This is a genomic window from Exiguobacterium sp. R-17 (assembly GCF_049913315.1).
Taxonomy (GTDB): domain Bacteria; phylum Bacillota; class Bacilli; order Exiguobacteriales; family Exiguobacteriaceae; genus Exiguobacterium_A.
On sequence record NZ_CP184372.1, the window covers coordinates 2,492,970 to 2,518,276 of the forward strand.

Consider the following 25,307-nt stretch of genomic DNA (forward strand, 5'->3'; position numbering starts at 1 on the left):
TAATCATAGCACTTTTTGTCCAGACAAAAAAGACGATGGTGCATCGGGGGGAGGTCCGCACCATCGTCCTTATAGGGGTAGCAAAGCTTCCGGGCGGAAAGCTTCTAGTTATGAAATACCCGGTTTAAATCAGACGAAACAAAAATACTGAATATTCATACTAAGACATCAAAGAGTAAATAGATATTGAAGACGATGACGATCGAGACGATGATCCATGCCAACGCGTTCATGAAATGACTGTTTCGATGTTCCCCCATGTACCGTTCACTCGCTGTCGCCCGAATCAAAGGGATTAGCGCGAACGGAATCCCGAACGATAAAGCGACCTGACTCAGGACAAGTGCGCGTGTCGGATCAAAACCGGAGAAGAGCAACAAAATCGCCGGTAACATCGTCACAGTCCGTCGAACGAACAACGGCAATTGAAGATGGAGGAATCCGCGCATGATCGCGTCACCTGACATCGTACCGACACTCGATGATGCAAGACCTGAAACGAGTAAGGCAATTGCAAACAGATACGGCGCGATGCCACCAAGCGTGACATGAAGTCCCTCATAGATCGCTTCAAGTGAACCAGCTTGATATTTCGTACCGTAAAATACACTGGCCGCGATGACGAGCATTGCTCCGTTGACCGCTCCGGCGATCAGCATCGCTCCCCAAATATCGAAGCGTTGGATTCGTAACAGCGGTATTTTGTTTGCAACATGTCCCATCCGTCGCTTCGTTAAATCGGAATGGAGATAGATCGCATGTGGCATGACGGTTGCTCCGAGCATCCCGGCAGCAAGCACGATGCTCGACGTACCTTCAAATCCCGGTACCAATCCTGCCGATAGATCGCGAAAGACCGGATGAACTTCAAACACTTCAATTGCAAAAGCGGCAGCGATGATTAAAACAAGCACCGCGATGACGGCTTCGAAATGTCGAAGTCCCTTTTGCTCGAATCCGAGGATGACGAATGATAAGACTGCCGTCAACAGCGCCGCCATACGTAAGTCGATCGCAAACAGTAAATGAAATCCGAGTGCGGCTCCGACGAACTCCGCGAGATCGGTCGCCATTGCGACGAGTTCCGCTTGTACCCAGTAAAAGAAGCGATAGACCGGCGATAACTCTTCTCGAATCACCTCCGCTAAACTAAGATTGCTGACGATTCCAAGTTTGGCTGATAGGAACTGAATGACGACGGCCATCAAGTTCGAGGCAACGATGACCCAGAGCAGTAAATAGCCATATTGAGCACCTGCTGTCATGTTCGTTGCAAAGTTTCCCGGATCGAGGTACGCGACGGCAGCAACGAACGCCGGTCCGATATATGTCCGTTTTTTGGGTACGTCTTGTGTAAGTGGCTGTGTCACCATCTCATTCACCTCACTTTTTTGTTTTTATTATACGCTCATTTTGCGTAAGCACAACAAATATGTTTATGGTAAATAATAACGTATCAAGTAAACAAAAAAAGGAGTGTCTCCTTTACTCAGGAAACACCCCTTTCCGTTATTTAGACGATTTTTCGCTCAGGCTCTGCACCTTTTAGTTGTGCTTGTACTTGATCGAATTCATCATAGATCGCTTGGCTCGGTTCCTTCGTCACAAGACTACCGATAACGAGCGCGATCGTCGAAGCGATGAATGCTGGAATCATCTCGTACATTTCCGAAATATACGATGGTAATCCCTCAACATTTTGGTTAATGAGGATCCAAGCGATAACGACGACGGATCCCGTGATCATTGAAGCGAGTGCTCCCGTCTTGTTCATCCGGCGCCACAGTAAGCTGAACAGCACGACCGGACCGAACGCTGAACCAAAACCAGCCCACGCGTATCCGACAAGCGTCAAGATCGACTTCTCCGCACCGAATGATAAGAGAATCGCAAGAAGCGCTACGACAAGAACCATAGCACGCCCCATCAACATCAATTCACGGTCTGAAGCATCACGTTTAAAGAAACGGTGATAGAAATCATTCGTTGCCGCACTTGAAGAAACGAGCAGCTGCGTCGAAATCGTCGACATGATCGCAGCAAGTAAGGCTGCAAGCAACAACCCTGTAATGAACCCTGGGAAAAGGTCACGTGATAATTGAATGAAGACATTCTCTGGATTTTTTAATCCCGCACTTTGTTGCGTGTAATAGGCATATCCGATCAAGCCCGTCACCATTGCACCAACGATCGAGAACGTCATCCAAATCATCCCGACACGACGCGCCGACTTCATCTCATGTAAGTTACGAATCGCCATGAAACGAACGATGATATGCGGCTGTCCAAAATAGCCGAGTCCCCACGCGAGAAGCGAGATGATACCGATCGTCGTCGTCCCTTTGAACAGTTCCAGTTTCGAGCCGCCTGTCGACCGGATCGTCTCCAGTGTATCATTAATCCCACCACTTAAAGTCAGCGCGACAGCTGGTACGATCAGCAATGCGATGACCATGATCATCCCTTGCACGACGTCCGTCCAACTGACGGCAAGGAAACCACCGAGGAAGACATACGCAATGACGACGCCTGCGAGAATCCAAAGACCTGTTGTATATTCAAGACCAAAGACAGCTTCGAATAAACGACCACCTGCGACAAAACCACTTGATGCGTACATTATAAAGAATATTAAAATAACTCCAGCTGAAACGGTACGCAAAACACCACTTTTATCGTGGAATCGTTTTTCAAAGTAATCGGGAATCGTGATTGCATCCCCTGCATGTGCCGTATACGCACGCAGACGAGGCGCGACGAGTAACCAGTTGGCATAAGCGCCAAGTAATAATCCGACGACAATCCATCCACTGGACAGACCAGTTGCATACATCGCACCCGGTAAACCCATCAACAGCCACCCACTCATGTCACTTGCTCCTGCAGAGAGCGCCGTGACGACGGGACCGATCGTACGTCCTCCAAGCATATAGTCATTCATGTTCTTCGTCCGATAATACGCAATGACGCCAAGTGCGACCATCAGGCCGAGATATAGCAAAATCGCGAACCACATTCCGTTCATCCTTGCTCCCCCTTTTTCCGTGATATAAGAAAAACGGGTGTGCAGGTCGCACACCCGTTTCATCTATTAAACACCATTTCAGAACATTTCTGAAGTAGTTTTTGCTTGAAGATGTAAAGTCAAGTAATCCGGTCCGCCCGCTTTCGAATCCGTACCTGACATGTTGAACCCACCAAATGGTTGGTAGCCAACGATTGCGCCTGTGCAACCCCGGTTGAAGTAGAGGTTACCGACGTGGAAGTTCGCACGTGCGTACTCTTGATTCGTCCGGTCTTGCGTGATGACAGCACCTGTCAATCCGTATTCCGTGTTGTTTGCGATATCGATTGCTTCTTTGAAATCTTTCGCTTTCGTGAAGGCGACAACTGGTCCGAAGATTTCTTCTTGCATCAAACGATCCGTTGGTTGAACGTCCGCGACGACTGTCGGTGAGACGAAGAATCCTGTTGAATCGTCAGCCGTACCACCTGCGACGATGCGTCCTTCTTCTTTTGCGACGTCGAAGTACGACGTGATTTTCTTGAAGGCTGCTGCATCGATGACTGGTCCGACATTGTTTGAGACATCCGTCGGGTTACCGATGCTGAGTTTGTTTGTGTTCGCGACGACTTTTTCGAGCAACTCGTCATAGACAGAGTCGAGTGCGACGACACGTGAACAAGCTGAACATTTTTGACCTGAGAATCCGAATGCCGCTTTCGTGATCATGTCCGCTGCGTAATCGAGGTCAGCCGACTCATCGATGACCATCGTATCTTTTCCGCCCATTTCCGCGATGACACGTTTGAGCCAGATTTGACCTTCGTTCAGTTTTGATGCTCGCTCATTGATGCGAAGACCGACATCACGTGATCCCGTGAAGCTGATGAAACGTGTTTTTGGGTGATCGACGAGGTAGTCGCCGACTTCTGCTCCTGAACCGGGTACGAAGTTCAAGACGCCTGCCGGAAGACCAGCTTGCTCCATCACTTCAACGAATTTCGCTGCGACGACCGGTGTCGTCGATGCTGGTTTCAAGAGGATCGGGTTCCCTGCCACGATTGCTGCGACGGCTGTTCCAGCCATGATCGCGAGTGGGAAGTTCCATGGTGAGATGATGACACCGACACCGAGTGGAATGTAATCGTAACGATTGTATTCGCCTGGACGACTCTCGACTTTCTTACCGTCTTTTAAGACGAGCATCTGACGTGCGTAGTATTCGAGGAAGTCAATTGCTTCTGCTGTATCCGCATCCGCTTCATTCCAAGGCTTCCCTGCTTCTTTGACGAGGTAGGCAGAGAACTCATGCTTCCGCTTACGGATGATGTTCGCTGCTTTGAATAGGACGTCCGCACGTACAGACGGATTGACGAATTTCCATGTTTCGAAGGCTGTGACTGCTGCTTGCATCGCTTCTTCTGCATGTTCCTGTGTCGCTTTTGAGACACGTCCGACGATCTCTTCTTTGTTGGCCGGATTGACGGAGACGATTTTATCTTCCGTCGTCACATGTTTTCCACCGATGACGAGCGGATAATCTTTGCCGAGTTCTTGCGTGACGAGTGCAAGTGCCTCTTCGAACGCTTTCTTGTTTGCTTCTTGTGAGAAGTCCGTGAATGGTTCGTGTTTGTACGGAATCATCTCTATTCCCCCTTTAATCTCTACTTTAAATCGCTTACATTCTCCATTGTACAGAAGCATGAGTCCGCTTACAATTATTCTAGTCAAAAAAATAAAGGAGCGACCGATTCGGTCTCTCCTCGTTCCTCTATCATTCCTTCGCTTGTGAAAAAACAATCTCTTCGTTTTCGATCGAGACTTTGACGTCTTGTCCTTGGAATAACCAGTCATCTTGGTCAGATACGACGAAATGAATACCGTCGACGACTTCCTCGACCGCTGCCCGTTCGACTTCTTCCATATGAACGCCGACGGAGAAACCTTGCGTTAAATCCGTTGATCCACCATATTTTGCGAAAAAGCGAATCGTATCGCCCGATTGTGCTTCCATCTCATTTTTAAAGTATTGCAATGCCTCGTCTGTAATATGAATTTTCATATCTATCACTCCCCTTTCGTTTAGTGTACCGATATCCTACTCAAAAAAGCGAATTTCCTGTATGGTAGAGACAAGATTAGCTATGAAATCATCAAGGAACACCCATCTAGGAGGAATTCGAATGAAACGATCGCTCGTAGTGCTGCTTGCGACCAGTCTCGTACTCGTCGGTTGCGGAAACGATTCCCCGTCTTCTACAAATACCAAATCCCCGAAGACGACGGAAACGAAACAACAGAAGGCTGAACAAGCCGTTCTCGATATCTATCAAACCTATGAAAAAACGCTCGGTCAATCGGGACGAGCAGATGCGAAAGACCTCGCATCGATTGAATATACAGGTGACACAAAACAACTTGAACCCCTCGCCGTTGGTGCGAAGAACTTGAACGTCATTCCTGGTAAAATCGTCAGGTCGTTCCAAAAGGGCGACGTCGCTTATATCATCCATGAATTCAAGGATGCGAAGGGAGCAATTCTCCCGAACCGCGGATCGAAGCTGTTATTGAAGAAAGACGATGAGTGGAAGATCGTTCTGACACCGACGACGTTCGACCCGGCCGTCTTCTCGACGCTTGGTGATCTGTTCACTGGGTTTAACGCCGATGAGTATGGTGTCAATGCGAAAGCAGCAGACGAAATCGGGAAAACGGATGAAAAAGAACAGGATGCCGTCTTCTCTCGCGTCAATGCGCAAACGGATTATATGGCGCTTGAGATGAACAGTAATATTCTGATGATTTACGGTGAGGCGCTGAAGAATGAAGGAAACCCTGAGACGCTTGTTGATTACTATCAAGACTATGCAGATTGGTATGAGGAAGAACAGCCTCTCCTCATGAAGACAGCGAAAGCCGGTACGGATTATGAGAAGTACTTGATCGCACTCGATCCATTAAAAGAAAGTCTTCAAAAGAAGCTTGAAAAATATGCGGATCAATTAAACATGGAATTAGGATAAGGAGGAATTTTTCATGCAAGCACCAACATTCACCCTTCCAAATGCACAAGGAGAACCAATCTCCCTTGAGGATTATCGCGAAAAAAAAGTCGTACTTTATTTCTATCCGAAGGATTCAACGCCTGGCTGTACGACCGAGGCATGTGATTTCCGCGATGCGACGCAAGCGTTCGAAGAGAACAACACCGTCATTCTCGGCGTCTCCGCCGATAGCCAGAAGCGTCATCAGAACTTTATCGCGAAATACGAATTACCGTTTCAATTGTTATCAGATGTCAATCACGAAGTCTGTGAACAATATGGCGTCTGGCAATTAAAGAAGAACTACGGTAAGGAATATTATGGAATCGTACGCTCGACTTTCTTAATCGATGAATCCGGTGAAATCGTCAAGGAATGGCGTAGTGTGAAAGTAAAAGATCACGTCGCAGAAGCACTTCAATACGTACAAGAACAGAAATAATTCGAAGAACCAGTTGAATCATTCAACTGGTTCTTTTTGTATGTGCAGATTATTAATATTCCTAATTTTATCCTTACATAAAAATAATTTCATGTAAGGAAACGTTGGTATCACACACAAATTTAATGATTTTGAAATAATCTGAAAATATTCTATTGATTTTTCTGAATATTGTATTTATTATTGATAACAAGTTGATCCGGTGCTTTCCATAGCTTAAGAATAAAAGGCGATGACCCCTCTTATTTTTAGTCGGACACCGGATCGCTATCCTATCGGTTCTTTTCGTTTCACCATATATATCTATTTCTTTTGGGAGGGATTTACTTTATGAAGAAGAAAAAGGCACTCGCACTCGTCGGAGCACTGACAATCGCTGGATCAAGTCTTGCGGCATGTTCGACGACAGATGAAGGTAAAAAAGAAGGCGGCTCGACGTCAGGCGACAAAACTTCAGACAAACAAGTCTTGAACTTAACGAGCGGTTCAGACATTCCGGCTCTTAGCCCGACAGTCGCAACGGACTCTGTATCCTTCACAGTATTGAACAACGTTCAAGAAGGTCTGTTCCGTCTTGACGACAAACAAGAAGCAACACCAGGTGTTGCTGAGAGTGTAGATGTTTCGGAAGATGGACTTACATACACGTTCAAACTTCGTGATTCAAAATGGTCGGATGGCAGCGATGTCACAGCAAAAGACTTCGAATATGCGTGGAAACGCGTCCTCGATCCGAAGAGCGGTTCGCAATATGCGTATATCATGTATATCATCGACGGTGCGGAAGCGTACAATACGGGTAAAGGGAAAGCAGATGACGTTGCAGTTAAAGCGGTCGACGACAAAACACTCGAAGTCAAGTTGACGCAACCGGCTGAATACTTCAAATCATTGACTGGTTTTGGTTCATTCATGCCGCTCAAGCAAGAATTCGTCGAAAAACAAGGGAAAAACTTTGCGACGAAGCCGGATACATTCCTCTACAACGGACCATTCACCCTCTCGGATTGGAAGACGGAAGTCGGCTGGAGCTTTAAGAAGAACGACCAGTACTGGGATAAAGACAACGTCAAGCTCGATGACATCAACTTCAAGATCGTTAAGGAAGTCTCAACGAGCGTCAACCTTTACGAAAAAGGTGATGTCGACCAAGTCGGTCTGACGAGTGAGTTCGTTGATCAGTACAAAGATAGCAAAGAGTTCGATACGCGTCTTGATGCGTCAATGTACTACATCCAAATGAACTTCAAGAATGAACTCTTGAAAAACAAGGATATCCGTAAAGCGATCGATTCGGGATACGATAAAGCGCAGATGGCGAAAGTCCTCTTGAACAACGGTTCGATCCCTGCGTACTACTATGTACCAAAAGACTTCGCTAAAGGTCCAGACGGTAAAGACTTCCGTGACGGCAACGAAGGCTTCGGGTCATACGACGCTTCTTCAGCCAAAGCATCGTTCGAAAAAGGTCTCAAAGAAGTCGGTAAGAAATCGGTGAAACTCGAGCTTCTTTCGTACGATGATGACAACTCGAAGAAAATCTCTGAGTACCTCAAAGGCGAGTGGGAGAAAAACCTTCCAGGTCTTGAAGTCACGATCAAACAACAACCGTTCAAGAACAAATTGGATCTTGAATCAAAAGGTGAATTCGAACTGTCATTCGCAGGATGGGGACCTGACTATCAGGATCCGATGACGTTCCTTGATATGTGGGTAACAGGTGGACCATACAACCGTGGTAAGTACACAAGCGATAAGTATGATTCACTCATCAAATCGGCTCAAAAAGAAGTCGATGCAGCAAAACGTTGGCAGTCACTGAAAGATGCTGAGAAAACACTCCTTGAGGATGATCAAGCCATCTCAGTCATGTACCAACGTGGAGCATCCTTCCTACGTAAACCGTATGTCAAAGGAGTCGTCAACCACAAAGTTGGTGCGGATACTTCGTACAAATGGGCTTCCATTGAAGGAAAATAAGTTATATCCGAAGACCAGATTCGCTGACGAGCGTGTCTGGTCTTTTTTTCCATATGAGCCGTTTGTCCTATTTTTCTGAATAGAATTAAAATTTCGTGTCATTCTGTTTTCATTTCCATGACTTCCATTTATACTAAGCAAAGAATCCGATTCACTTTATTTACAATATTTTGCGGGAATTATTCATAATTAATGGAAATGTACCGATATATCTAATACAGAGGACTTTTGCCTCAATATTACATCGAACTAGGAAGGAGGACTCACTCATGAAGCAACGTGTACTTACGAGTCAACAGAGTTATACAGAAGAGCAACTTGAGATGATTGAAGCCATCCGCGCGGTCGGTGAACTCATCCAGGATCGTCCACGCCGCACTGTCTATCGCCGTTATGCTCTCGTGAATGACTGGCCTCAGCCAGAAAACATCATTCGTCAATTCGGTTCATGGCCAGAAGCCTTATCTGCTGCTGGATACGAGTGGAATGTCGATCAACAGCCGGAGGAACTTGAGCGTGCACCTAAATACACGAAAGACGAGATCTTAAAGTCATTCGAACGGTATGCACAAGACGTCGGCTCGACGATCACGCTCAAAAAGTATCAAATGTGGCGTAAATCCGTCCATCATGCCCCGAGTCACTATCATATCGTCAAGATGTTCGGTTCATGGCATGACGCCTGTACCGCAGCAGGACTTGAAGCAAGTGTCACCTATTCAAAAGCTGAACTTGCTGCTTCCCTGCGTCAAGCAATCGAAGAAGTTGGCTTCTCCCTCTCCTTTGAAGCATATCGAGAATGGGCAAAGCGAAACAACAAACCATCGACGAAAGCCTTACTTCATCGCTATGGGTCTTGGTCAGCCGCGATCCATGCGATCGAAAACGAGATTCGCCTTAGTAAACAACAAGCCCAATGAACTTATACCTTCTTCAATCCTTCTCGTTCATTTGAACTGGAAGGATTTTTTACATCAAAAAAGAAGGTGACGCATCCGCCACCTTCTATTCGCTTCTTTAAATGACCTTCTCTTTCCACTCCTGATACGATGCGACACGATCGCGTCCTTGGAACTTGGCACCGACGTACATCGCCCGGTCCGCATTTCGAATCAGACTCGCGAGATCCCCAAGTTCCTTTAACGTATCGATCCCGATACTTGCTGTGATCTGAAGGGTGTGACCTTCAACTAAAATAGGATGCGCATGTAACGTCTCACGAATCCGTTCTGCAACGATTTGTGCGGAATCAAGATCCGTATTTGGTAGCAAGATGACGAATTCCTCTCCCCCGTAACGCGCAACGAGATCCGTGATACGTGTTGCTTGCATCAATAACTTCGCGACTTCAAATAAAACGACATCTCCGACTTCATGACCATACGTATCATTGATTTGTTTAAAGTGATCCAAATCAATCATCAATGCAGAGAACGGATACAGATCGCGTTGTTTAATACGACGATCGCCCCACTCTTGTAGCGCACGATAGTTTGGCAATTTTGTCATCGCATCTGTTCGACTATCCGTCAATAACCGCTCTCGCTCGTGCGCTCGTTCAACGGCCCATGATAGAACACGTAAAGCGCGGTATAACTCGTATCCGAAATCCTTCGTGAACTCTCCACTCGCATGGGACGCAAGGAATAAGGAGCAGTTAATCGTCTCCGTCGCCTCCGGTTGGATGAAGAGGACAGATTGTGTTTCTTCTGGCAGACAATCGTACAGACGAATATCCCATTCCTGTTGCATGCCGTAAAGAAGGACTTCTTCTTTTTCGATGATATCTTCAATGATTCGTCCTTCGACATGATCTGCTTTTAACTTTCGTCCATCCTTCAACGAATAGTAGACAGTCTGCTTGCCTTCTTCAAAATCAAACTTAATCCAAGCGATATCCGGTTTGACGAATTGATTGAGCTGTCGCAGATATCGCTCGATGATGAACTGTGCATCGCCGTCCTTCCAAGCTGCTTCTTTCAATCGCTCGATCTGCTCCCAATGTTCGATACGATCAGACGCTTCGACCGAACTCCCGAGTGCTCGTTTGATGATGAACAATGCAAATGCTGCCATGACGAGTCCACTATTCCCATTCCCTTGGACGACGAGTGTACTGAAGATCCCATATAACAGTTCTGCCGTGATGACGACTGCTTCAAAACGTAAGAGCTGGAACATGACGTCACTCGGAATGTTTTCTCCGAGAAGAAATCGAGATAACTGGTATTGTAACAAGAGTACGATCCAAAGGATCGCGACCATCGCTAGTAACGGAACGATGTTTTCTGTCAACAGGAATGCGTCTCCGTGTGTTCCACCTAGGGCATTATAGGCAAGACCTGCTGGCACGATCAGAAACAACTCGAGCGCGACATTGAACGGATAGTTGTGCAACATTCGACGACGTCCGATCGGCGTATGGATCGTCCGCAACTGATAGATGAGCATCGTCAGTTGACCGACGAAAATCGCTGATAACAAACCGTATGATAAAAACGTAAAGAGAACAAATCCAAAATGAAAGGTAAAACTCATATGACGACGGCGGACAGGATCGATGACGAAAATCGTCGACAAGACGGCAATCAATAAGAACGTAAACAAATCGATGCTGAGATTATAATCCTTTGACTTCGCAAAAAGATCGATGCCAATGACGATTACGAAAAAAACGACCCAGCTTCGGAGGAGATATTGTTGAAAACGACGCACAAAACATTCCCCTTCCTCTTAAGTATGTAGTTGTATATTACTGGAAATCGAAATGTCCATTATTCTACTTTTCAAGCAAAATGTCGAACTTCGATAGTATCCTTTGATACAATTAATGTGAGGTGATATTTTTCATGACAAACACATTCACGCAACATGCATTTGATACATTTCAGATTGATGGATTAGAACCCCGGATGAAGGCGATTCGTGAACGGATTCAGCCTGTCTTCCGCGACATCGGTCAAGAAGTCGCACCTGACTTGACGGTCGCAACAGCAGAAGATGTCCATGTCCACATCGCGCAACATGCTCGGCGGAAGGTCAATCCTCCGAAAGATACATGGATGGCATTCTCACCCGATAAACGTGGATATAAAAAACATCCGCACTTTCAAATCGGTCTATTTGATGATCACTTGTTCATTTGGCTCGCTTATATTTATGAGTTACCGAACAAACAACAATATGCATCAAAACTGTTACAGCATACGGAACTGCTGACGACTCTTCCGGATGATTTCGTCGTTTCTTATGACCATATGAAAAAAGACGCGGTTCCTGTTCACGCGACGGATCTTCAAAAAGGTTTACAACGTTTCCACGACGTCAAAAAAGCAGAGTTCCTTGTCGGTCGCCATATTCCGGCAGAACAAGTTCATCAACTGTCACGCGAAGAATTACTCGAAATGATTCGAAATACCTATTCGCATCTCGTACCACTCTATAAAACGATTAAATAAAAAGGATGGCCGAATCGGTCATCCTTTTTCGTTAGTTATATTTTACTAGAATTGACATGACTTGTGTACGGTCGGAATTTAAATTTAGATAAATGTTGACCTGTTTCGAGGAAACAGTCATGACGTTGAATGTTTTATCGAGTTTCGCTGTCGGATATGCTTTTTTAGCTTCTTTGACCGTCACCGTCCGTTTGATTTGCTTTGGATCATAGACGATGGCGCTAACTTTAGCTTTTGTGTCCTTCACGCCATACGTTGAACAGTAATGAAGGGAGCGATCTGCTGAAGCAAGACCATTTCCACTTTGACACCAATTGGAGTTCTTTTCCCCTTTGTACGCTTTATGTACTTGTGCAAGTGTCGTTTTTTCAAGTACGACTTTTCCATCGAGTGAGCGCGCTTGTTTCGCTTGTGTTTGAATTTCTTGAAGCCATTTGACGTCTGATTGTTTTGATGCCTCGACCGGTTGCTGTTTATATGAAGTGCCTGACACGATGCTGACAGTGAGAGCGGCAGTTAAGATGATTCCTAGAACTTGTTTCATGATGATGTCCTCCCCGGTGCCTGTAAAAAGGCGTTGATAATAAACTGATTCCCCTATTCCAAAAAATTATTCAGTTTTTACAGTTTTTTTTTGGGAACTTATATTTATTTTTATGAAGAGAAATAAAAAAAGAACCTAGTGCCCCCTAGCACTAGGTTTTTCCTCATTTCTTATGCATCTTAAACTCTAAGAACAACTCATTGTAATGGGCGAGCATCTTCTTCCCGAGGTTCTCATAGACTTCAAGCGTATCAGTGACTTGTTTATCAGGATAGAATCGTTTATCCGTCCGAACCGACTTGTCGAGTAACTTTAAGCCTTCTTTGTTCGGTGTCGAATAACCGACGTAGTCCGCATTTTTCGCTGAAATATCTGGGCGTAACATGAAGTTGATGAACTGATGTGCTCCCTTGACGTTTTTAGCTGTCTTTGGAATGACGATATTATCGAACCAGACGTTCGAGCCTTCTTTTGGAATGACATAGTCAAGTTTGTCGTTTTCACTCATGATCTCGTTCGCATCTCCAGACCAGACGACACCAAGTCCTGCTTCTTCGTTCGCAAGCAATAACTTGATTTCGTCCCCGACAATCGCTTTGACATTTGGCGTCAAACGCATCAGGTTCGCTTTTGCTTCCTGTAGCTTCGACTCATCCGTCTCATTCAAGGAATAACCGAGACTGTTCAAACTCATACCTATTACTTCACGCGCACCATCGGCAAGTAGAATCTGGTTCTTCAGCTTCGGATCCCATAGATCCTTCCAGCTCGTTGGTTTTTTTCCGATCAAGTCTTTGTTGTAGACGATACCGACCGTTCCCCAGAAATACGGAATCGAATATTTATTTTTCGGATCAAAGGATAGATCCAAGAAACGTGAATCGATATTTTTGAGATTCGGGATTTTTTGATGATCAATCGGCAGGACGAGCTTCTCATCGATCATCTTTGCGATCGCATAGTCGGATGGGACGGCGATATCATACGTCGTTCCTCCCTGTTCGATTTTCGTCAACATCGCTTCGTTCGAGTCGAATGTCTGATAGACGACCTTGATGCCACTCTCTTTTTCAAACTGTTTGATCAGTGCCGGATCGATATAATCGCCCCAGTTATAAATGTTCAAGACATTCTTACCTGAATACCCTTGTGTCTCGTTTAACTGATTCAAGGTGAATAGGATGACACCCGAGATCAAGAAAATCGCGACGAATAATTGAATCAATTTTTTCAACGGTCATTTCACCTCCGGTCGCGAAAGCTTCGTAGCAGCTCGTTGGTTCAAGAAGTAGTAGCCGATGACGAGCAGGAATGTAAACAAGAAGATGACGGTCGACAACGCATTGATCTTCATCGAAATCCCTTGGCGGGCAAGTGAGTAGATTTCGACAGATAATGTCGTAAAGCCGTTTCCTGTTACGAAGAATGTCACCGCAAAATCGTCAAGTGAATACGTCAATGCTGTAAAGAATCCAGCAAAGATACCGGGTGTGATGTACGGCAGGACGACCTTCGTTAAGACATCCCAGCGACTCGCGCCTAAGTCACGCGCCGCATCGACGAGCGTTGGACTCATCTCCTGTAATTTCGGCAAGACGAGAATGACGACGATCGGTACCGAAAATGCGATATGAGAGAGTAAGACTGACGTAAAGCCAAGCTGGATTCCAAGCATCGTAAAGAAGATCAAAAACGATGCTCCGATGATGACATCGGGGCTGACGATCAAGATACTGTTGAGCGTCAACAACGACGTCTCGACACGTTTCTTGCGGACCGCCTGGATCCCGATCGCTCCGAATACTCCGAGAATCGTCGAGATTGCAGCCGACAACAACGCGATGACGAGTGTGTTCAAGACGATGATCAACAAGCGTGAATCTTGGAAGACTTCCTTATACCAATCCCACGTGAACGAATCGAAGTTCGTCATGTTATCAGCGCTGTTGAACGAATAGAATGCGAGATAAAAAATCGGAGCATACAAAATGATGAAGACACCGATCAAATAAAGATTTGCTAGTTTCAGACGTTTCATCAAGTCGTCGCTCCTTTCTTCCGTTTCGTACTTGTCAAGGCAAGGATGATTGCCATCGCGATGATGAGGAAGACGGCAATCGTAGCGCCCATGCCCCAGTTCTGTGTCACGAGGAATTGCTGTTCAATCGCCGTACCGAGCGTAATGACGCGGTTCCCGGCAATCAAACGCGTGATCATGAACAGTGACAATGCCGGAATGAAGACAAGCTGACAGCCTGATTTCACACCGTCAAGTGTCAACGGAAAGACGACACGACGGAATGTCGTGAAATTTGAAGCTCCGAGATCACGTGCCGCGAAGACGAGCGATGGGTTCAGTTTTTCTATCGCGTTGAAGATCGGTAGGATCATGAACGGAATGAAAATGTAAACCGAGACGAAGACAAAACTGAAATCGGTAAACAGGATTTGCTTCCGTCCGATTCCGATCGCTTCAAGCGTTTGATTTGCGAGACCATACGTACTGAACAATCCGATGAAGGCGTAGGTTTTCAACAATAAGTTGATCCACGTCGGCAAGATGACGAGCAACAGCCAAAGTTGTTTATGTTTCGTCTTCGTCAGCAAATAAGCCGTCGGATAACCGATCAAGAGTGAAAACAAGGTGATCAAAAAAGCATACCAGAACGAACTAAGCGTCATCGTTAGATACGTCGATGTGAAGAAGTTCCGGTAGTTCTCAAATGAGAAATTGCCATCAAGATCAAGGAACGAATAATAGACGACGAGCACAATTGGTGCGATGACGAATAAGGCGATCCAGAATAGATACGGGATGAGATACCAGTTACGTGATTTCTGCATCATAACACCCCGTCGTAGGATTCCAGACGCTTATCAAATTCTTCTTCCGTCTCGTTCAATCGCATGACGTGAATCGCTTCCGGATCAAACGTCAGACCGATTTGTTCACCAACCGTCGCTTTTTTCGTACTGTGGACGAGCCATTCGTTTCCGACTTCATCCATACAGGCGATCTCATAGTGCACCCCACGGAACAACTGTGAGTCGACCGTAACCTTTAGTTTTCCTTGTGTCACATTCGTAATTTCAAGATCCTCGGGACGAATGACGATTTCGACCGGTTCGTTCAGCTCAAGACCGCGGTCAACACATTCGAATTCTTTTTCTGCGAACCAAACTCGATAATCTTCAATCATACGTCCAGGAATGATATTCGACTCGCCGATGAAGTCCGCGACGAAGCGGTTGATCGGTTCATCATAAATATCTGTCGGCGTTCCCGATTGTTGAATGACACCGTGATTGAGAACGAAGATTTCATCTGACATCGCGAGTGCCTCTTCTTGGTCATGTGTGACGAAGATGAACGTGATCCCAAGACGACGTTGTAAGTCACGGAGCTCATATTGCATCTCTGTCCGCAATTTCAAGTCGAGTGCTGAGAGCGGCTCATCGAGCAAGATGACTTCCGGTTCATTGACGATTGCCCGGGCAATCGCGACACGCTGCCGTTGTCCACCCGACATCTCGGTGATTTCCCGTTTCTCATAACCTGACAAGTTGACGAACTTCAATGCATCGGTCACACGTTGTGCGATTTCCGCTTCCTTCACCTTCTTGATCCGAAGACCAAAAGCAATGTTTTCGAAGACATTTAAGTGTGGGAACAGTGCGTAATCTTGGAAAACGGTATTAACTTGACGTTTGTTCGCCGGCACATCATTGATCCGTTTCCCGTCGAAGATAATGTCTCCCTCTGTCGCTTCCGAAAAACCGGCTATAAGTCGTAAGATCGTCGTTTTCCCGCAACCCGATGGTCCGAGTAACGTATAGAACTTGCCGCGTTCGATTTCAAAGCTGACTTGATCAAGAACGGTCTGATCGTCATAACGTTTCGTGACGTCCTTGAATTGAATGATCGTAGTATCTGCCAATCTAGTTCCTCCTTTATAGGTATGAGTCGGTTGCGGTCACGAGGACCTTTGTCTCTTGCATTGACTCATTGCGTAATTGATGAATTTCTGAAGCCTTATAGTAAAGTGTCTCCCCTTGCTTCGCTAAAAAAGACTGACGTCCGAGCGTCAACGTGACGTTCCCCGCGAGCACATAGACGAATGTCTCCGCTCCCGACGGTTCGTATGTCTTGAAGGCTCCCCCTGGCGCAAGTGTCAGCAGGACCGGTTCCATCTCTTTTTCATTCGATTCTGGGATGAGCCATGTGACATGATACCCTTGTTCTTCGTCCGCATATGTTGTGACATCTTCTTCTCCATAGACGACTTTTTGATTAAGTGCGTCCTCATCAAAGAAATCCTTCGGTGAGATGCCAAGGACTTCAAGGAGATGAAACAGTGTCTCGATCGATGGGGAACTGATTTCCCGTTCGAGTTGCGAGATGTACCCTTTACTCAGGTCTGTTCTTTCCCCGAGTTCCTCTTGCGTCAATCCCTTTTGAAGACGGAGGTTCTTGATTTTTTGTCCGATTGAGTACAATCGACGTCCTCCTCTCATCGGCTTAGTTTAGTATAAGATGACTAAAAGTTTACTAATCACGTACCGATTATAGCGTATTTCATTATTTAATCAACTAAAACGTTTGATATTTTTTAATGTTCATTTGACAGCGAGAACGCTTACACCTACAATTATTATCAGGTACTAATTTGAGGAGGAACTTGTAATGCGGATTGCTTGGATCACTGATAGTACGACGATTTTACCGGATACGATCGCAAAGCGCGACGATCTCTCGGTTGTCCCTTTACTCGTCATGAAGGATGGCGAAAGTTTCATCGATGGGGTCGATGTAAATGCGGAAACCGTCTATAGCTGGATTGATGCAAAACATAAAGTGACGACGAGTCAACCTTCCATCGGTAGTTTTACCGAACACTACGAACGACTAAAAGAAGATTACGACATCGGTTTTGCTGTCCACCTGTCGAGTGAACTGAGCGGAACGTATAACGCGTCCGTCCAAGGCGCAGAAATTGCCGGCTTCCGCTTGATCGCGATTGATTCTCGTTGTGGGATTTATCCGGCTGGTCAGCTCTTAGCAGAGGCAATCGAGCTCGTCGAAGCGGGACATTCGATTGAATCCGTCGAACAGTTCATTCTGGAGCGTCGTTTCGACCACCATATCGAATTCACTGTCGCGAACCTCGATCAATTGCAAGCCGGTGGACGGATCTCCTCGACGAAGGCATTCGTCGGTAACTTGTTGCAACTGCGTCCGTTGTTCCACTTCGAAGAAGGAAAGATCGTTCCATACCAAACCGTTCGGACGTTCAAGAAAGCCCATTCAAAGATTTTTGATCACCTTGTTTTGATTCTCGAGCGCGGTCAAGTGACGGACATCTCGTTGTTCCACGCGACAGCGTATGAACTGGCGCTCGATTGGAAAAATCGACTCGAAGCACAGTTCGACGTCCGGGTCCGAATCGATGATTTAACGCCGGTTCTCGGTTCACATACCGGAAACCCCGCCATCGGCATGTCCTTTTTGAACCCGACGCGTCGACCATGATGACTAATGAAAATGATTTTTGGGTAAACCTTCTTTAGAGAATAAAGGAGGTTTTTTGTTTGAAAAATAAATGGATTTGGCTTAACTGGGTCGGCTTCATCTTTACGATTGCTGTGAACGCCCTCGATGGTGGAAAGACAGGACGGATTTCTGACTCCATCTTTACGTTATTCAAACCGGCTGGTTATGCGTTCTCGATTTGGGGATTGATCTATACGATTTTACTCATTTGGTTGATTCTCCAAACGATCCCAAAATTCAAGGAACATGAACTGGCGAAAAAAATCGGACCATGGTTCCTGATCAGCTGTTTATTCAATGCTGGCTGGATTGTCTCATTCACCTTCGAATTGTTCGTCGTATCTGTCGTCGTCATCGTTGGTCTCTTGCTGTCATTGATCGTCATCTACTCGAAAATCGACCGCGAGACGAAAGGCTTACGCTTCAAGCTACCTTTCTCGCTTTATCTCGGCTGGGTATCGGTCGCAACGATCGCCGACATCTTCCTAACGATCAACGCAGAGGGCGTGACGTCGTGGCTTGGAATCGGAGATGCCGGTTGGACGATGATTATGCTGGTCGTCGGTGTCATCGTCGCCCTTCTCTTCATGTTCACAAACCGCGATCCGATTTATCCGCTCGTCTTCGTCTGGGCGTACATCGCAATCAATTTCGAGTCGGATAACGGTCTCGTCGATACGGCGGTTCTCGGTAGCGTCGTCTTATTGTTAGCCGGGTATATCTTCCTTCTTGTACGGATGCGCCGTCGAGTCAGCGTGAGCAAGTGACGTTCCTTTCTCATTCGAACGGCGTATACTAGAGAAAAGGAGTGAATGACCATGAACATCACATTTACATCATCTGCTCAGGAACGAATCAATCAATTACGCGGTGAAGTATCCGGTCAACTACACCTCTACTACGATACAGAAGGTTGCGGTTGCGGAAACTCTGGTATTTTCAGTATTCGTCTCGTCGATGAAGCGACACCGGAAGACATGACGATCGACTCGAATGTCGGACCCGTTCTTGTCAAACGATGGTCGAGTCATTTCCTCGATCAAGACATGACGCTCGATTACAACGCGGAGAAAAAAGCGTTAATCCTTAAAAGCGATGGACAATACTTCAATACGAACGTGCTCGTTACGGATCAAACAGGCTGTGTCCTGACAGTTCGTTCATAAGCACAGACGAAAAAGGCAACTTCCGCGATGGAAGTTGCCTTTGTTTGTGTTCGAACAGACAGGTGCTACGTTAAAAGCTTGGATGGTCTGAGTATGATTGAATGTACTAGATGTCTGTCTGCGTCGTGCACAAGCTGGTGAGAAAATCCAGCGCTTTGCGTCCCCCCAGACGTCGCATGCATCATCCTAGCATGCTTATCTAGTATACGAACGAAAGTCGTGTTTGGATTGCTTTATCCGACATTTAGAACGGTCTCTTCAATCGTCCGCTGATTCAGATCCTTCACATGCATCGGCTTACTGTAATAATAACCTTGTCCATAATCACAACCGAGACGTTTCAGGAAAAGATGCTGTTCGAGTGTCTCGACGCCTTCCGCGACGACTTCGATCCCGAGACTCTTCGCAAGCTGGATGATCATTTCCGTGATTGCCGTTCCGCGTTCGTCATGCGGGACTTCATCGATGAACGATTTATCGATCTTCAGGATATCAATCGGGAGATGCTTCAGGTGTGTCAATGATGATAGACCCGTTCCGAAATCATCAAGTGCAATCGTCAGACTGAGTTGTTTCAGTTCACCGAGCATCATCATTGCCCGGTCGAGGTTCTCCATGACGGATGTTTCCGTGATTTCAAGCTGTAGCTGTAGTTCGCTCCCATTCTTCAATGAATGGTGGACGATTTCCTTAATCATTAAGTTGTGTGACTCGGACCGGAAATGCATCGCCGATAAGTTCACCGAGACTTGGCGAATGAAATAATCTTCCTTCTTCCAAATCTCCATCTGGGCGACGGTCTCTTTGAGTACCCACTCAGTTAAACGGTGAATCAAACTGTATTTTTCTGCAAGCGGGATGAACTCCGCCGGTGAGATGAAACCAAACTTCGGATGATTCCAGCGGATCAAGACTTCCGCTTGATCAACTTTTCCCGTCGCAAGGGCGATCTTCGGTTGATAGACGAGGGCGAACTCCTTGAAATCCGTCATCGCCCGGCGTAAGGATCCGACAATCAATTGCTCTCTACGATCCGAGTGTAGTGAGTCATCATACACGATGAAGCGATCACGCCCCTCATTTTTGCCAGCCCGAAGCGCACTCTCCATCTGACCGATTCGCATCTCAAGTGATTCCTTTGCATTCGGGAGGATGACGCCCATCGTTGCTGTCAAATGAACCGGTTGATCTTCGAGATCAATCGGAAGACGTACATCGTCTAAAATTTGTTCGAAAACATCTGTCATGTCTTCTTGTGAGACACGTTTGATGAGGAAGAACTGCGTCCCGTTATAACGAATACACGCTTCATCTTCCTTCAACGTCTGTAACATCCGTTCTGCGAATTGGCGGATGACCGCATCTCCCTTATCGAATCCGAATGTGTCATTGACCCATTTGTATCCATCGAGATCAAGTAACGCCATCGCCATCTCCTGCTTAGCACGACCATACTGGGCATCGACTTTCGTCATGTGATGATCGAGCCATCGTCGGTTGTGTAATCCCGTCAGATGATCGGTATACGCCATCATCTGCAGTGCACGACGTTCGAGGTGAATGTAGAGACCTGCAATCAACACGAGAATCAAGAAGACCGGTATCGCGACTTCATTCAAGATGTTCGACGTGATTGGAGCATCACCGATAAGTCCGGCATCTGAGGCTGGAATACAGAACGATGTGCCGAGCATTCCGACATAATGCATCGAAGAGATGGCAAACCCCATCACGACTGCGATGGGAATCAAGATCCGTTTCTTATCGACATGTCTCAAGCGATGAAGCAGTAGCAAGGCGATATAGGCGACAGTGACTGCAATCAGGACGGATAAAAAAAATAAACTTCTCTCATACCGAACGGCTCCACCGAACTCCATCGCCATCATGCCAAGGTAATGCATCGTAGCGATTCCGACCCCCATCAGGGATCCTGCTAAAATGACCTTCTTTCGCGTAATCGTCGACGAGTACAACAAATGAAAGGCAATGAAAGCAGCCAAAATAGCGGGAATGACGGATAAGAACATTAAAAACCAATCATAGCGAACCGTGACGGACAGAGCGAATGCTCCCATCCCGACGAAATGCATTCCCCAGATCGATAACCCCATCGTCAACGACGAGAGGAACAAGGCACGCTTCTTTAAGGAAGTCGCTTTCGCTAGACGACGATTTAACTCCAGTGAACCATATGAGCCGAGGATGGCAACGAGCACCGATAACACGACCAATGTCACTTCGTAGTGTTTCGTTAAGATGATCCATTCATTCATTGTATGAGGTCTCTCCTTATGAAATGTCATTCTCCTAACTATCGTCTGCTCTGACTCTTTTTTTCAGTGAAATTTAGAAATTCGTTTGATTTCTTATCATTCCATCACTTTTTTACCTAATCCACTCGACATCTTACACAAAAACGGATCCGCTCGAGACGGATCCGTTAAACATCATTTTTAGAGTGCTACCGATGCGACGATTTCACCCGTTGGTTTTTCTAAATCCGGTTCGGGTTCGACCGTGATGGCGACGGCATCAACTTTTCCGTCTCCTTTAAGCGGGAAGACAGCTGCTGCCTCTCCATCTTTTTCGATGACACCGTTCGCAGTAGGCGTCTCTCCTTCGAGCGTCCACAATTGATAGAGCTGACCTTTTTGAAGCGGTGGTAAATCTTTCAGTTGAACGAGCATATACGATTTATCGTTTTGCGTGAAAATCATGCTCGATCCTTTAATGGACTCGGTACTTTCAAAGTTCCCCATCCCTTTGATCTCATCCATGGCTAACGTCTCTGGTGTATCTGTGCTCTCTTCCTGTGACAGGAAGTAGGCATTCGCACCAAGCGAGAGAATCAAGGCGGCGGCGATACTCATCAACCAACCGAGTGGCACACTCTTCTTCTTCGTTTGTTGCTGACGTGCTTGTTTAATGTCTACCGGAGTAGTCATCGGTGCTTCCTTCGGAGACGCTGCCTCTGCTGAACCAAGGACTTCTCCAAGAATTCGCGCTTTCATACCTGCAGGAACGGGTCGCTCCGGAAGCGATTCAGCGATGGGAAGCATGAGTTCTTCCATTTCTAAAAGCGCTTCACGACATTCTTCGCACGTCGAAAGATGCGCTTCGAACGCGTCGCGATCAGCTGCGGATAATGTTCCATTAAAATAATCGATTAAGTCATGACAACGTTCTTCCATCTCGTTCCCTCCCATCCATTCGTTTTCGTAATGCTTGAATCGCGCTCCTGATTCGCGTCTTGACCGTTCCAAGAGGTAAATCGAGCTGCTCTGAAATCTGTTGTTGCGTCATCCCCTGGAAGTAAACGAGTTCGATCAGCTCTTGCTGTTCTGGCTTCAATTCACTGACCGCGCCGCGTACTTCAGCAGCCGTTTCCCGCTGCATGACCGTCCGCTCGACCGGCTCGTCGTATCCACCATCCCGCTCTTCGACTTCGATCGTCGGTTGTCGTTTTTCACGACGGAGACAATCGAGTGCCGCGTTACGTGTAATCGTTAAAATCCACGATGAAAACTTTCCTTTTTGTGTATCAAAATCAACACGACCATTCCAAATCTTCATCCATACTTCCTGTATGACTTCTTCGGACAACCGGTCATTATTCGTAAAGCGATGGGCAAATGAAAACAATAACCTCTCGTACTTATCGTATAATGTCTCGAGAGCTTGCTCGTCACCGCTACGCATCAGATGATAAAGCGATTCATCGGATTGAGTGTGCATCCTTCTCCTCCTTCTGACGTCAGCCCTATCATATAGTATACGCAAGCTGACACCAAATCGTTTTCGATTTCATCCATTTTCTAAGTAAAAAACTTCACCACATCCATATTCCCTCATTCTATTAAAAGTATAGCTTAAAATTCTGCTGAATTGACAGCGATACCGTAATGGGCATAGCATAAAGATACTACATGACGTCAGGTCAACGGGAATCGGAGGAATAAAGATGGATTATGATCGGAAGATGAAAAACCGTGTTAGTCGGATTGAAGGACAGCTACGAGGTATTTTACGGATGATGGAAGAAGGGCAAGATTGCCGCGATGTCATCACCCAGCTCTCCGCTGCCCGTTCTGCGATTGACCGGACGATCGGCGTCGTCGTTAGCTCGAATTTGATCGAGTGCGTCAAGGAAGCAGAACAAAACGGCGATGGACAAACAGAAGAACTCGTGAAGGAAGCGGTCAACCTACTGGTGAAAAGCCGCTGACGTCACGTTCGTACCGATAGTCTGCTTTGGAAGCAGGCTATTTTTTTAACGTTTCTTTTCCCAAAGTCGTTGCGAGTGTACACCTTGACTTAGGTTTGATTGCGTATCAAAACAGGTATACTAAATTGTTATTACTTGGACAGCATGTAGAGCCGTCCGCTTAGGAGGAAGAGTACTCATGACCGTTTCCCTATTCATTGATATCACCTGCAAGACAGGTGAATCCCCTGTTTACGACGCAAAAACAAAACGCTTTTATTTCGTCGATATTCCGAATCAACTGCTCTTTTCATATGATCTTGTTACAGAAGCACTTAAACCATATACGTTGCCAAGCGCTATTACATCGATTGCCTTGACGGACGCTCCGGACTTATTGCGTGTCACATCAGCACATGGCTTTGGCACGTTCGATCTTAAGGAAGGACATCTGTCTCTCGAACATCAATTGTCATTACCGGATTCTGATCGGATGAACGATGGTAAGCTCGATCCGACCGGACAATATGTCGCTGGTAGCATTAATGAAGAAGACGGTAAAACAGCTGGGCTGTTCCGTCTGCGTCATGACGGTTCCATCGATGTTTTACACGAAGACTTGACGAACTCCAATGGACTCGTCTGGTCAGAAGATGGCAAGACGCTATATCATATCGATACACCAACGAAAAAAGTCTATGCCTTCGACTACGCTCCCGATGCCCCACTTTCGAATAAACGCGTCGCCGTTGATCTCGAAGAGGAAGAAGGATTCCCGGATGGTATGACGAAGGATGCTGAAGGTCATGCTTGGATTGCACATTACGCCGGATCATGTATCACACGTTGGAATCTTACGACGGGCGAAAAACTGGATCATGTCGACTTCCCTGTCTCGAATCCGACATGTCCGATTTTTTACGAAGATCGATTACTCGTTACGACAGCTGCCAACGGAGATGATGCACCACATGCCGGTGCTGTCTTCGCTGTGACATTTGAATAATTAGCATGGGAGGGATCATCTAGTAATAGATGGTGCCTCTTTTTACACATAATCCGTCTAGACGCCTATTCAAAAACAGACGATACTAAAGAAGAAGTCTATTTACTTTTTGAAGGAGTGAAGCCGATGCGTGTCACGATCATCGAACGTTTACACCAATTGCAGACGACCCCATCCTTTTTCCCGGTCAATTGCTACCTGTTTGAAGAAGCAGACAGTTTGACATTGATTGACGCCGGACTCGGAATCAACGCAAAGGCGCTTTATCACTATATTCGAAAGCAAGAAAAACCGCTCGGCGCAATTATCCTGACACACGCACATGCCGATCATGTCGGCTCGCTCGACTTCCTTGCGAATGCCTTTCCTCTCGCTCAAGTCTGCATCAGTTACCGTGACGCTGCATTGCTCAGTGGGGACGAGACGCTACGCGAAGGCGAAACGACCCCTTTAAAAGGCGGTATTCCGAAAAACATCAAAACACGTCCAGATCGATTGCTCGAAAGTGGTCAACAAGTCGGTAGCCTCAGCGTCATCGCCTCGCCAGGTCATACACCTGGTTCGATTTCTCTTTGGCATGAAGGTAGTCGGATGCTAATCGCCGGAGATGCCTTTCAGACACAAGGGGGACTCGCTGTCTCCGGTGACGTCCGTTGGCAATTTCCGTTCCCAGCACTTGCGACATGGGATCCGGACGTTGCTCTTCGCTCCGCTGACCAACTAACGGAACTGTCTCCAGATATTCTCGCCGTCGGACATGGTCCTCTCATCCTTGGACCAAGTTACGAGATGCGCCAAGCCGTCGATCGATTCACGCACGTCTTACAGATGAAAAAATCGTCACCTTTCAAATAACACACGAAAAAACATCCGTACGCGTTCCTGACACGTCGCGGATGTTTTTT

The 25,307-nt window shown here is 46.4% G+C and carries 25 protein-coding genes; 11 read left to right on the forward strand and 14 right to left on the reverse strand.

Features of this window, described 5'->3' with window-relative positions; all coding sequences use genetic code 11:
• Positions 1-155: 155 nt before the first annotated feature.
• From ACN9MT_RS13125 to ACN9MT_RS13140, 4 genes are all read right to left on the reverse strand, one after another.
• The gene (locus ACN9MT_RS13125; protein WP_052019106.1) at positions 156-1,373 is read right to left on the reverse strand and encodes an Nramp family divalent metal transporter; all 1,218 of its coding nucleotides are present in this window, start codon (positions 1,371-1,373) and stop codon (positions 156-158) included.
• A 140-nt stretch (positions 1,374-1,513) separates the two neighbouring features.
• Positions 1,514-3,025 carry a sodium/proline symporter PutP gene (gene putP, locus ACN9MT_RS13130; protein ID WP_308101946.1) on the reverse strand — a complete coding sequence of 504 codons (1,512 nt, stop codon included), beginning with the start codon at positions 3,023-3,025 and terminating at the stop codon, positions 1,514-1,516.
• A 78-nt stretch (positions 3,026-3,103) separates the two neighbouring features.
• On the reverse strand, positions 3,104-4,648 hold the full coding sequence (pruA, locus tag ACN9MT_RS13135) for an L-glutamate gamma-semialdehyde dehydrogenase (RefSeq protein WP_029342578.1): 1,545 nt from the start codon (positions 4,646-4,648) through the stop codon (positions 3,104-3,106).
• A 130-nt stretch (positions 4,649-4,778) separates the two neighbouring features.
• On the reverse strand, positions 4,779-5,066 hold the full coding sequence (locus ACN9MT_RS13140; protein ID WP_035410238.1) for a HesB/YadR/YfhF family protein: 288 nt from the start codon (positions 5,064-5,066) through the stop codon (positions 4,779-4,781).
• 121 nt (positions 5,067-5,187) lie between these two features.
• Here ACN9MT_RS13140 and ACN9MT_RS13145 point away from each other — a divergent pair, with 121 nt between their 5' ends.
• The 4 genes from ACN9MT_RS13145 to ACN9MT_RS13160 all read left to right on the forward strand — a co-directional run bounded on the left by ACN9MT_RS13145 (position 5,188) and on the right by ACN9MT_RS13160 (position 9,390).
• Positions 5,188-6,027, forward strand: a complete 840-nt coding sequence (locus tag ACN9MT_RS13145) for a hypothetical protein (protein WP_426272341.1) — start codon at positions 5,188-5,190, stop codon at positions 6,025-6,027.
• A gap of 13 nt (positions 6,028-6,040) precedes the next feature.
• Positions 6,041-6,490, forward strand: coding sequence for a thioredoxin-dependent thiol peroxidase (gene bcp / locus ACN9MT_RS13150; RefSeq protein WP_426272342.1), 450 nt, complete (start codon positions 6,041-6,043; stop codon positions 6,488-6,490).
• A gap of 330 nt (positions 6,491-6,820) precedes the next feature.
• Positions 6,821-8,470, forward strand: coding sequence for a peptide ABC transporter substrate-binding protein (locus tag ACN9MT_RS13155; RefSeq protein ID WP_056063166.1), 1,650 nt, complete (start codon positions 6,821-6,823; stop codon positions 8,468-8,470).
• Between the two features lie 269 nt (positions 8,471-8,739).
• Complete coding sequence (locus ACN9MT_RS13160; RefSeq protein WP_035410251.1) at positions 8,740-9,390, forward strand: homing endonuclease associated repeat-containing protein; 651 nt, start codon at positions 8,740-8,742, stop codon at positions 9,388-9,390.
• Positions 9,391-9,487: 97 nt separating this feature from the next.
• Here the strand turns inward: ACN9MT_RS13160 and ACN9MT_RS13165 are convergent, their stop codons facing one another.
• Positions 9,488-11,185 (reverse strand): GGDEF domain-containing protein, encoded by a 1,698-nt coding sequence (locus ACN9MT_RS13165; RefSeq protein WP_035410254.1) that lies wholly within the window; start codon positions 11,183-11,185, stop codon positions 9,488-9,490.
• 134 nt (positions 11,186-11,319) lie between these two features.
• Between ACN9MT_RS13165 and ACN9MT_RS13170 the strand changes: the two genes are divergently transcribed.
• On the forward strand, positions 11,320-11,928 hold the full coding sequence (locus tag ACN9MT_RS13170) for a YktB family protein (protein WP_035410258.1): 609 nt from the start codon (positions 11,320-11,322) through the stop codon (positions 11,926-11,928).
• Between the two features lie 31 nt (positions 11,929-11,959).
• Here ACN9MT_RS13170 and ACN9MT_RS13175 read toward each other — a convergent pair whose 3' ends face one another.
• The 6 genes from ACN9MT_RS13175 to ACN9MT_RS13200 form a co-directional block, all read right to left on the reverse strand.
• Positions 11,960-12,472, reverse strand: a complete 513-nt coding sequence (locus tag ACN9MT_RS13175; protein ID WP_035410262.1) for a hypothetical protein — start codon at positions 12,470-12,472, stop codon at positions 11,960-11,962.
• Between the two features lie 163 nt (positions 12,473-12,635).
• Positions 12,636-13,706: an ABC transporter substrate-binding protein gene (locus ACN9MT_RS13180; RefSeq protein WP_056063175.1), complete on the reverse strand. Its 1,071-nt coding sequence runs from the start codon at positions 13,704-13,706 to the stop codon at positions 12,636-12,638.
• Positions 13,707-13,709: 3 nt separating this feature from the next.
• A complete protein-coding gene (locus ACN9MT_RS13185) occupies positions 13,710-14,510 on the reverse strand; it encodes an ABC transporter permease (RefSeq protein WP_035410268.1) in 801 nt (266 codons plus the stop codon).
• Positions 14,510-15,316, reverse strand: a complete 807-nt coding sequence (locus ACN9MT_RS13190) for an ABC transporter permease (protein WP_414651173.1) — start codon at positions 15,314-15,316, stop codon at positions 14,510-14,512. The genes ACN9MT_RS13185 and ACN9MT_RS13190 overlap by 1 nt, the downstream gene beginning before the upstream one ends.
• Positions 15,316-16,410: an ABC transporter ATP-binding protein gene (locus tag ACN9MT_RS13195; RefSeq protein ID WP_035410273.1), complete on the reverse strand. Its 1,095-nt coding sequence runs from the start codon at positions 16,408-16,410 to the stop codon at positions 15,316-15,318. Before ACN9MT_RS13195 ends, ACN9MT_RS13190 begins: the two co-directional genes overlap by 1 nt.
• Positions 16,411-16,423: 13 nt before the next feature.
• Entirely contained in the window at positions 16,424-16,969 is a 546-nt protein-coding gene (locus ACN9MT_RS13200; protein ID WP_081780412.1) for a helix-turn-helix domain-containing protein, read from the reverse strand.
• Positions 16,970-17,156: 187 nt separating this feature from the next.
• Between ACN9MT_RS13200 and ACN9MT_RS13205 the strand changes: the two genes are divergently transcribed.
• Genes ACN9MT_RS13205 through ACN9MT_RS13215 form a run of 3 tightly spaced genes read left to right on the forward strand, consistent with a single transcriptional unit; the run spans position 17,157 to position 19,189 of the window.
• Entirely contained in the window at positions 17,157-18,002 is an 846-nt protein-coding gene (locus tag ACN9MT_RS13205; protein ID WP_426272345.1) for a DegV family protein, read from the forward strand.
• Between the two features lie 59 nt (positions 18,003-18,061).
• Positions 18,062-18,790, forward strand: a complete 729-nt coding sequence (locus ACN9MT_RS13210; protein WP_308101951.1) for a tryptophan-rich sensory protein — start codon at positions 18,062-18,064, stop codon at positions 18,788-18,790.
• A gap of 51 nt (positions 18,791-18,841) precedes the next feature.
• On the forward strand, positions 18,842-19,189 hold the full coding sequence (locus tag ACN9MT_RS13215) for an iron-sulfur cluster biosynthesis family protein (protein ID WP_368914520.1): 348 nt from the start codon (positions 18,842-18,844) through the stop codon (positions 19,187-19,189).
• Positions 19,190-19,422: 233 nt separating this feature from the next.
• Here ACN9MT_RS13215 and ACN9MT_RS13220 read toward each other — a convergent pair whose 3' ends face one another.
• From ACN9MT_RS13220 to ACN9MT_RS13230, 3 genes are all read right to left on the reverse strand, one after another.
• On the reverse strand, positions 19,423-21,465 hold the full coding sequence (locus ACN9MT_RS13220; protein ID WP_426272347.1) for a putative bifunctional diguanylate cyclase/phosphodiesterase: 2,043 nt from the start codon (positions 21,463-21,465) through the stop codon (positions 19,423-19,425).
• A 180-nt stretch (positions 21,466-21,645) separates the two neighbouring features.
• Positions 21,646-22,383: an anti-sigma factor gene (locus ACN9MT_RS13225; protein WP_290752633.1), complete on the reverse strand. Its 738-nt coding sequence runs from the start codon at positions 22,381-22,383 to the stop codon at positions 21,646-21,648.
• The gene (locus ACN9MT_RS13230; RefSeq protein ID WP_029342596.1) at positions 22,364-22,927 is read right to left on the reverse strand and encodes an RNA polymerase sigma factor; all 564 of its coding nucleotides are present in this window, start codon (positions 22,925-22,927) and stop codon (positions 22,364-22,366) included. The genes ACN9MT_RS13225 and ACN9MT_RS13230 overlap by 20 nt, the downstream gene beginning before the upstream one ends.
• A gap of 226 nt (positions 22,928-23,153) precedes the next feature.
• On the opposite strand from ACN9MT_RS13230, the gene ACN9MT_RS13235 reads away from it, so the two are divergent.
• The 3 genes from ACN9MT_RS13235 to ACN9MT_RS13245 all read left to right on the forward strand — a co-directional run bounded on the left by ACN9MT_RS13235 (position 23,154) and on the right by ACN9MT_RS13245 (position 25,257).
• Entirely contained in the window at positions 23,154-23,417 is a 264-nt protein-coding gene (locus ACN9MT_RS13235) for a metal-sensitive transcriptional regulator (RefSeq protein WP_035410294.1), read from the forward strand.
• Positions 23,418-23,595: 178 nt separating this feature from the next.
• Positions 23,596-24,402, forward strand: coding sequence for an SMP-30/gluconolactonase/LRE family protein (locus ACN9MT_RS13240; protein WP_056063188.1), 807 nt, complete (start codon positions 23,596-23,598; stop codon positions 24,400-24,402).
• Positions 24,403-24,528: 126 nt separating this feature from the next.
• Positions 24,529-25,257 (forward strand): MBL fold metallo-hydrolase, encoded by a 729-nt coding sequence (locus ACN9MT_RS13245; RefSeq protein ID WP_426272349.1) that lies wholly within the window; start codon positions 24,529-24,531, stop codon positions 25,255-25,257.
• Positions 25,258-25,307: the final 50 nt, after the last annotated feature.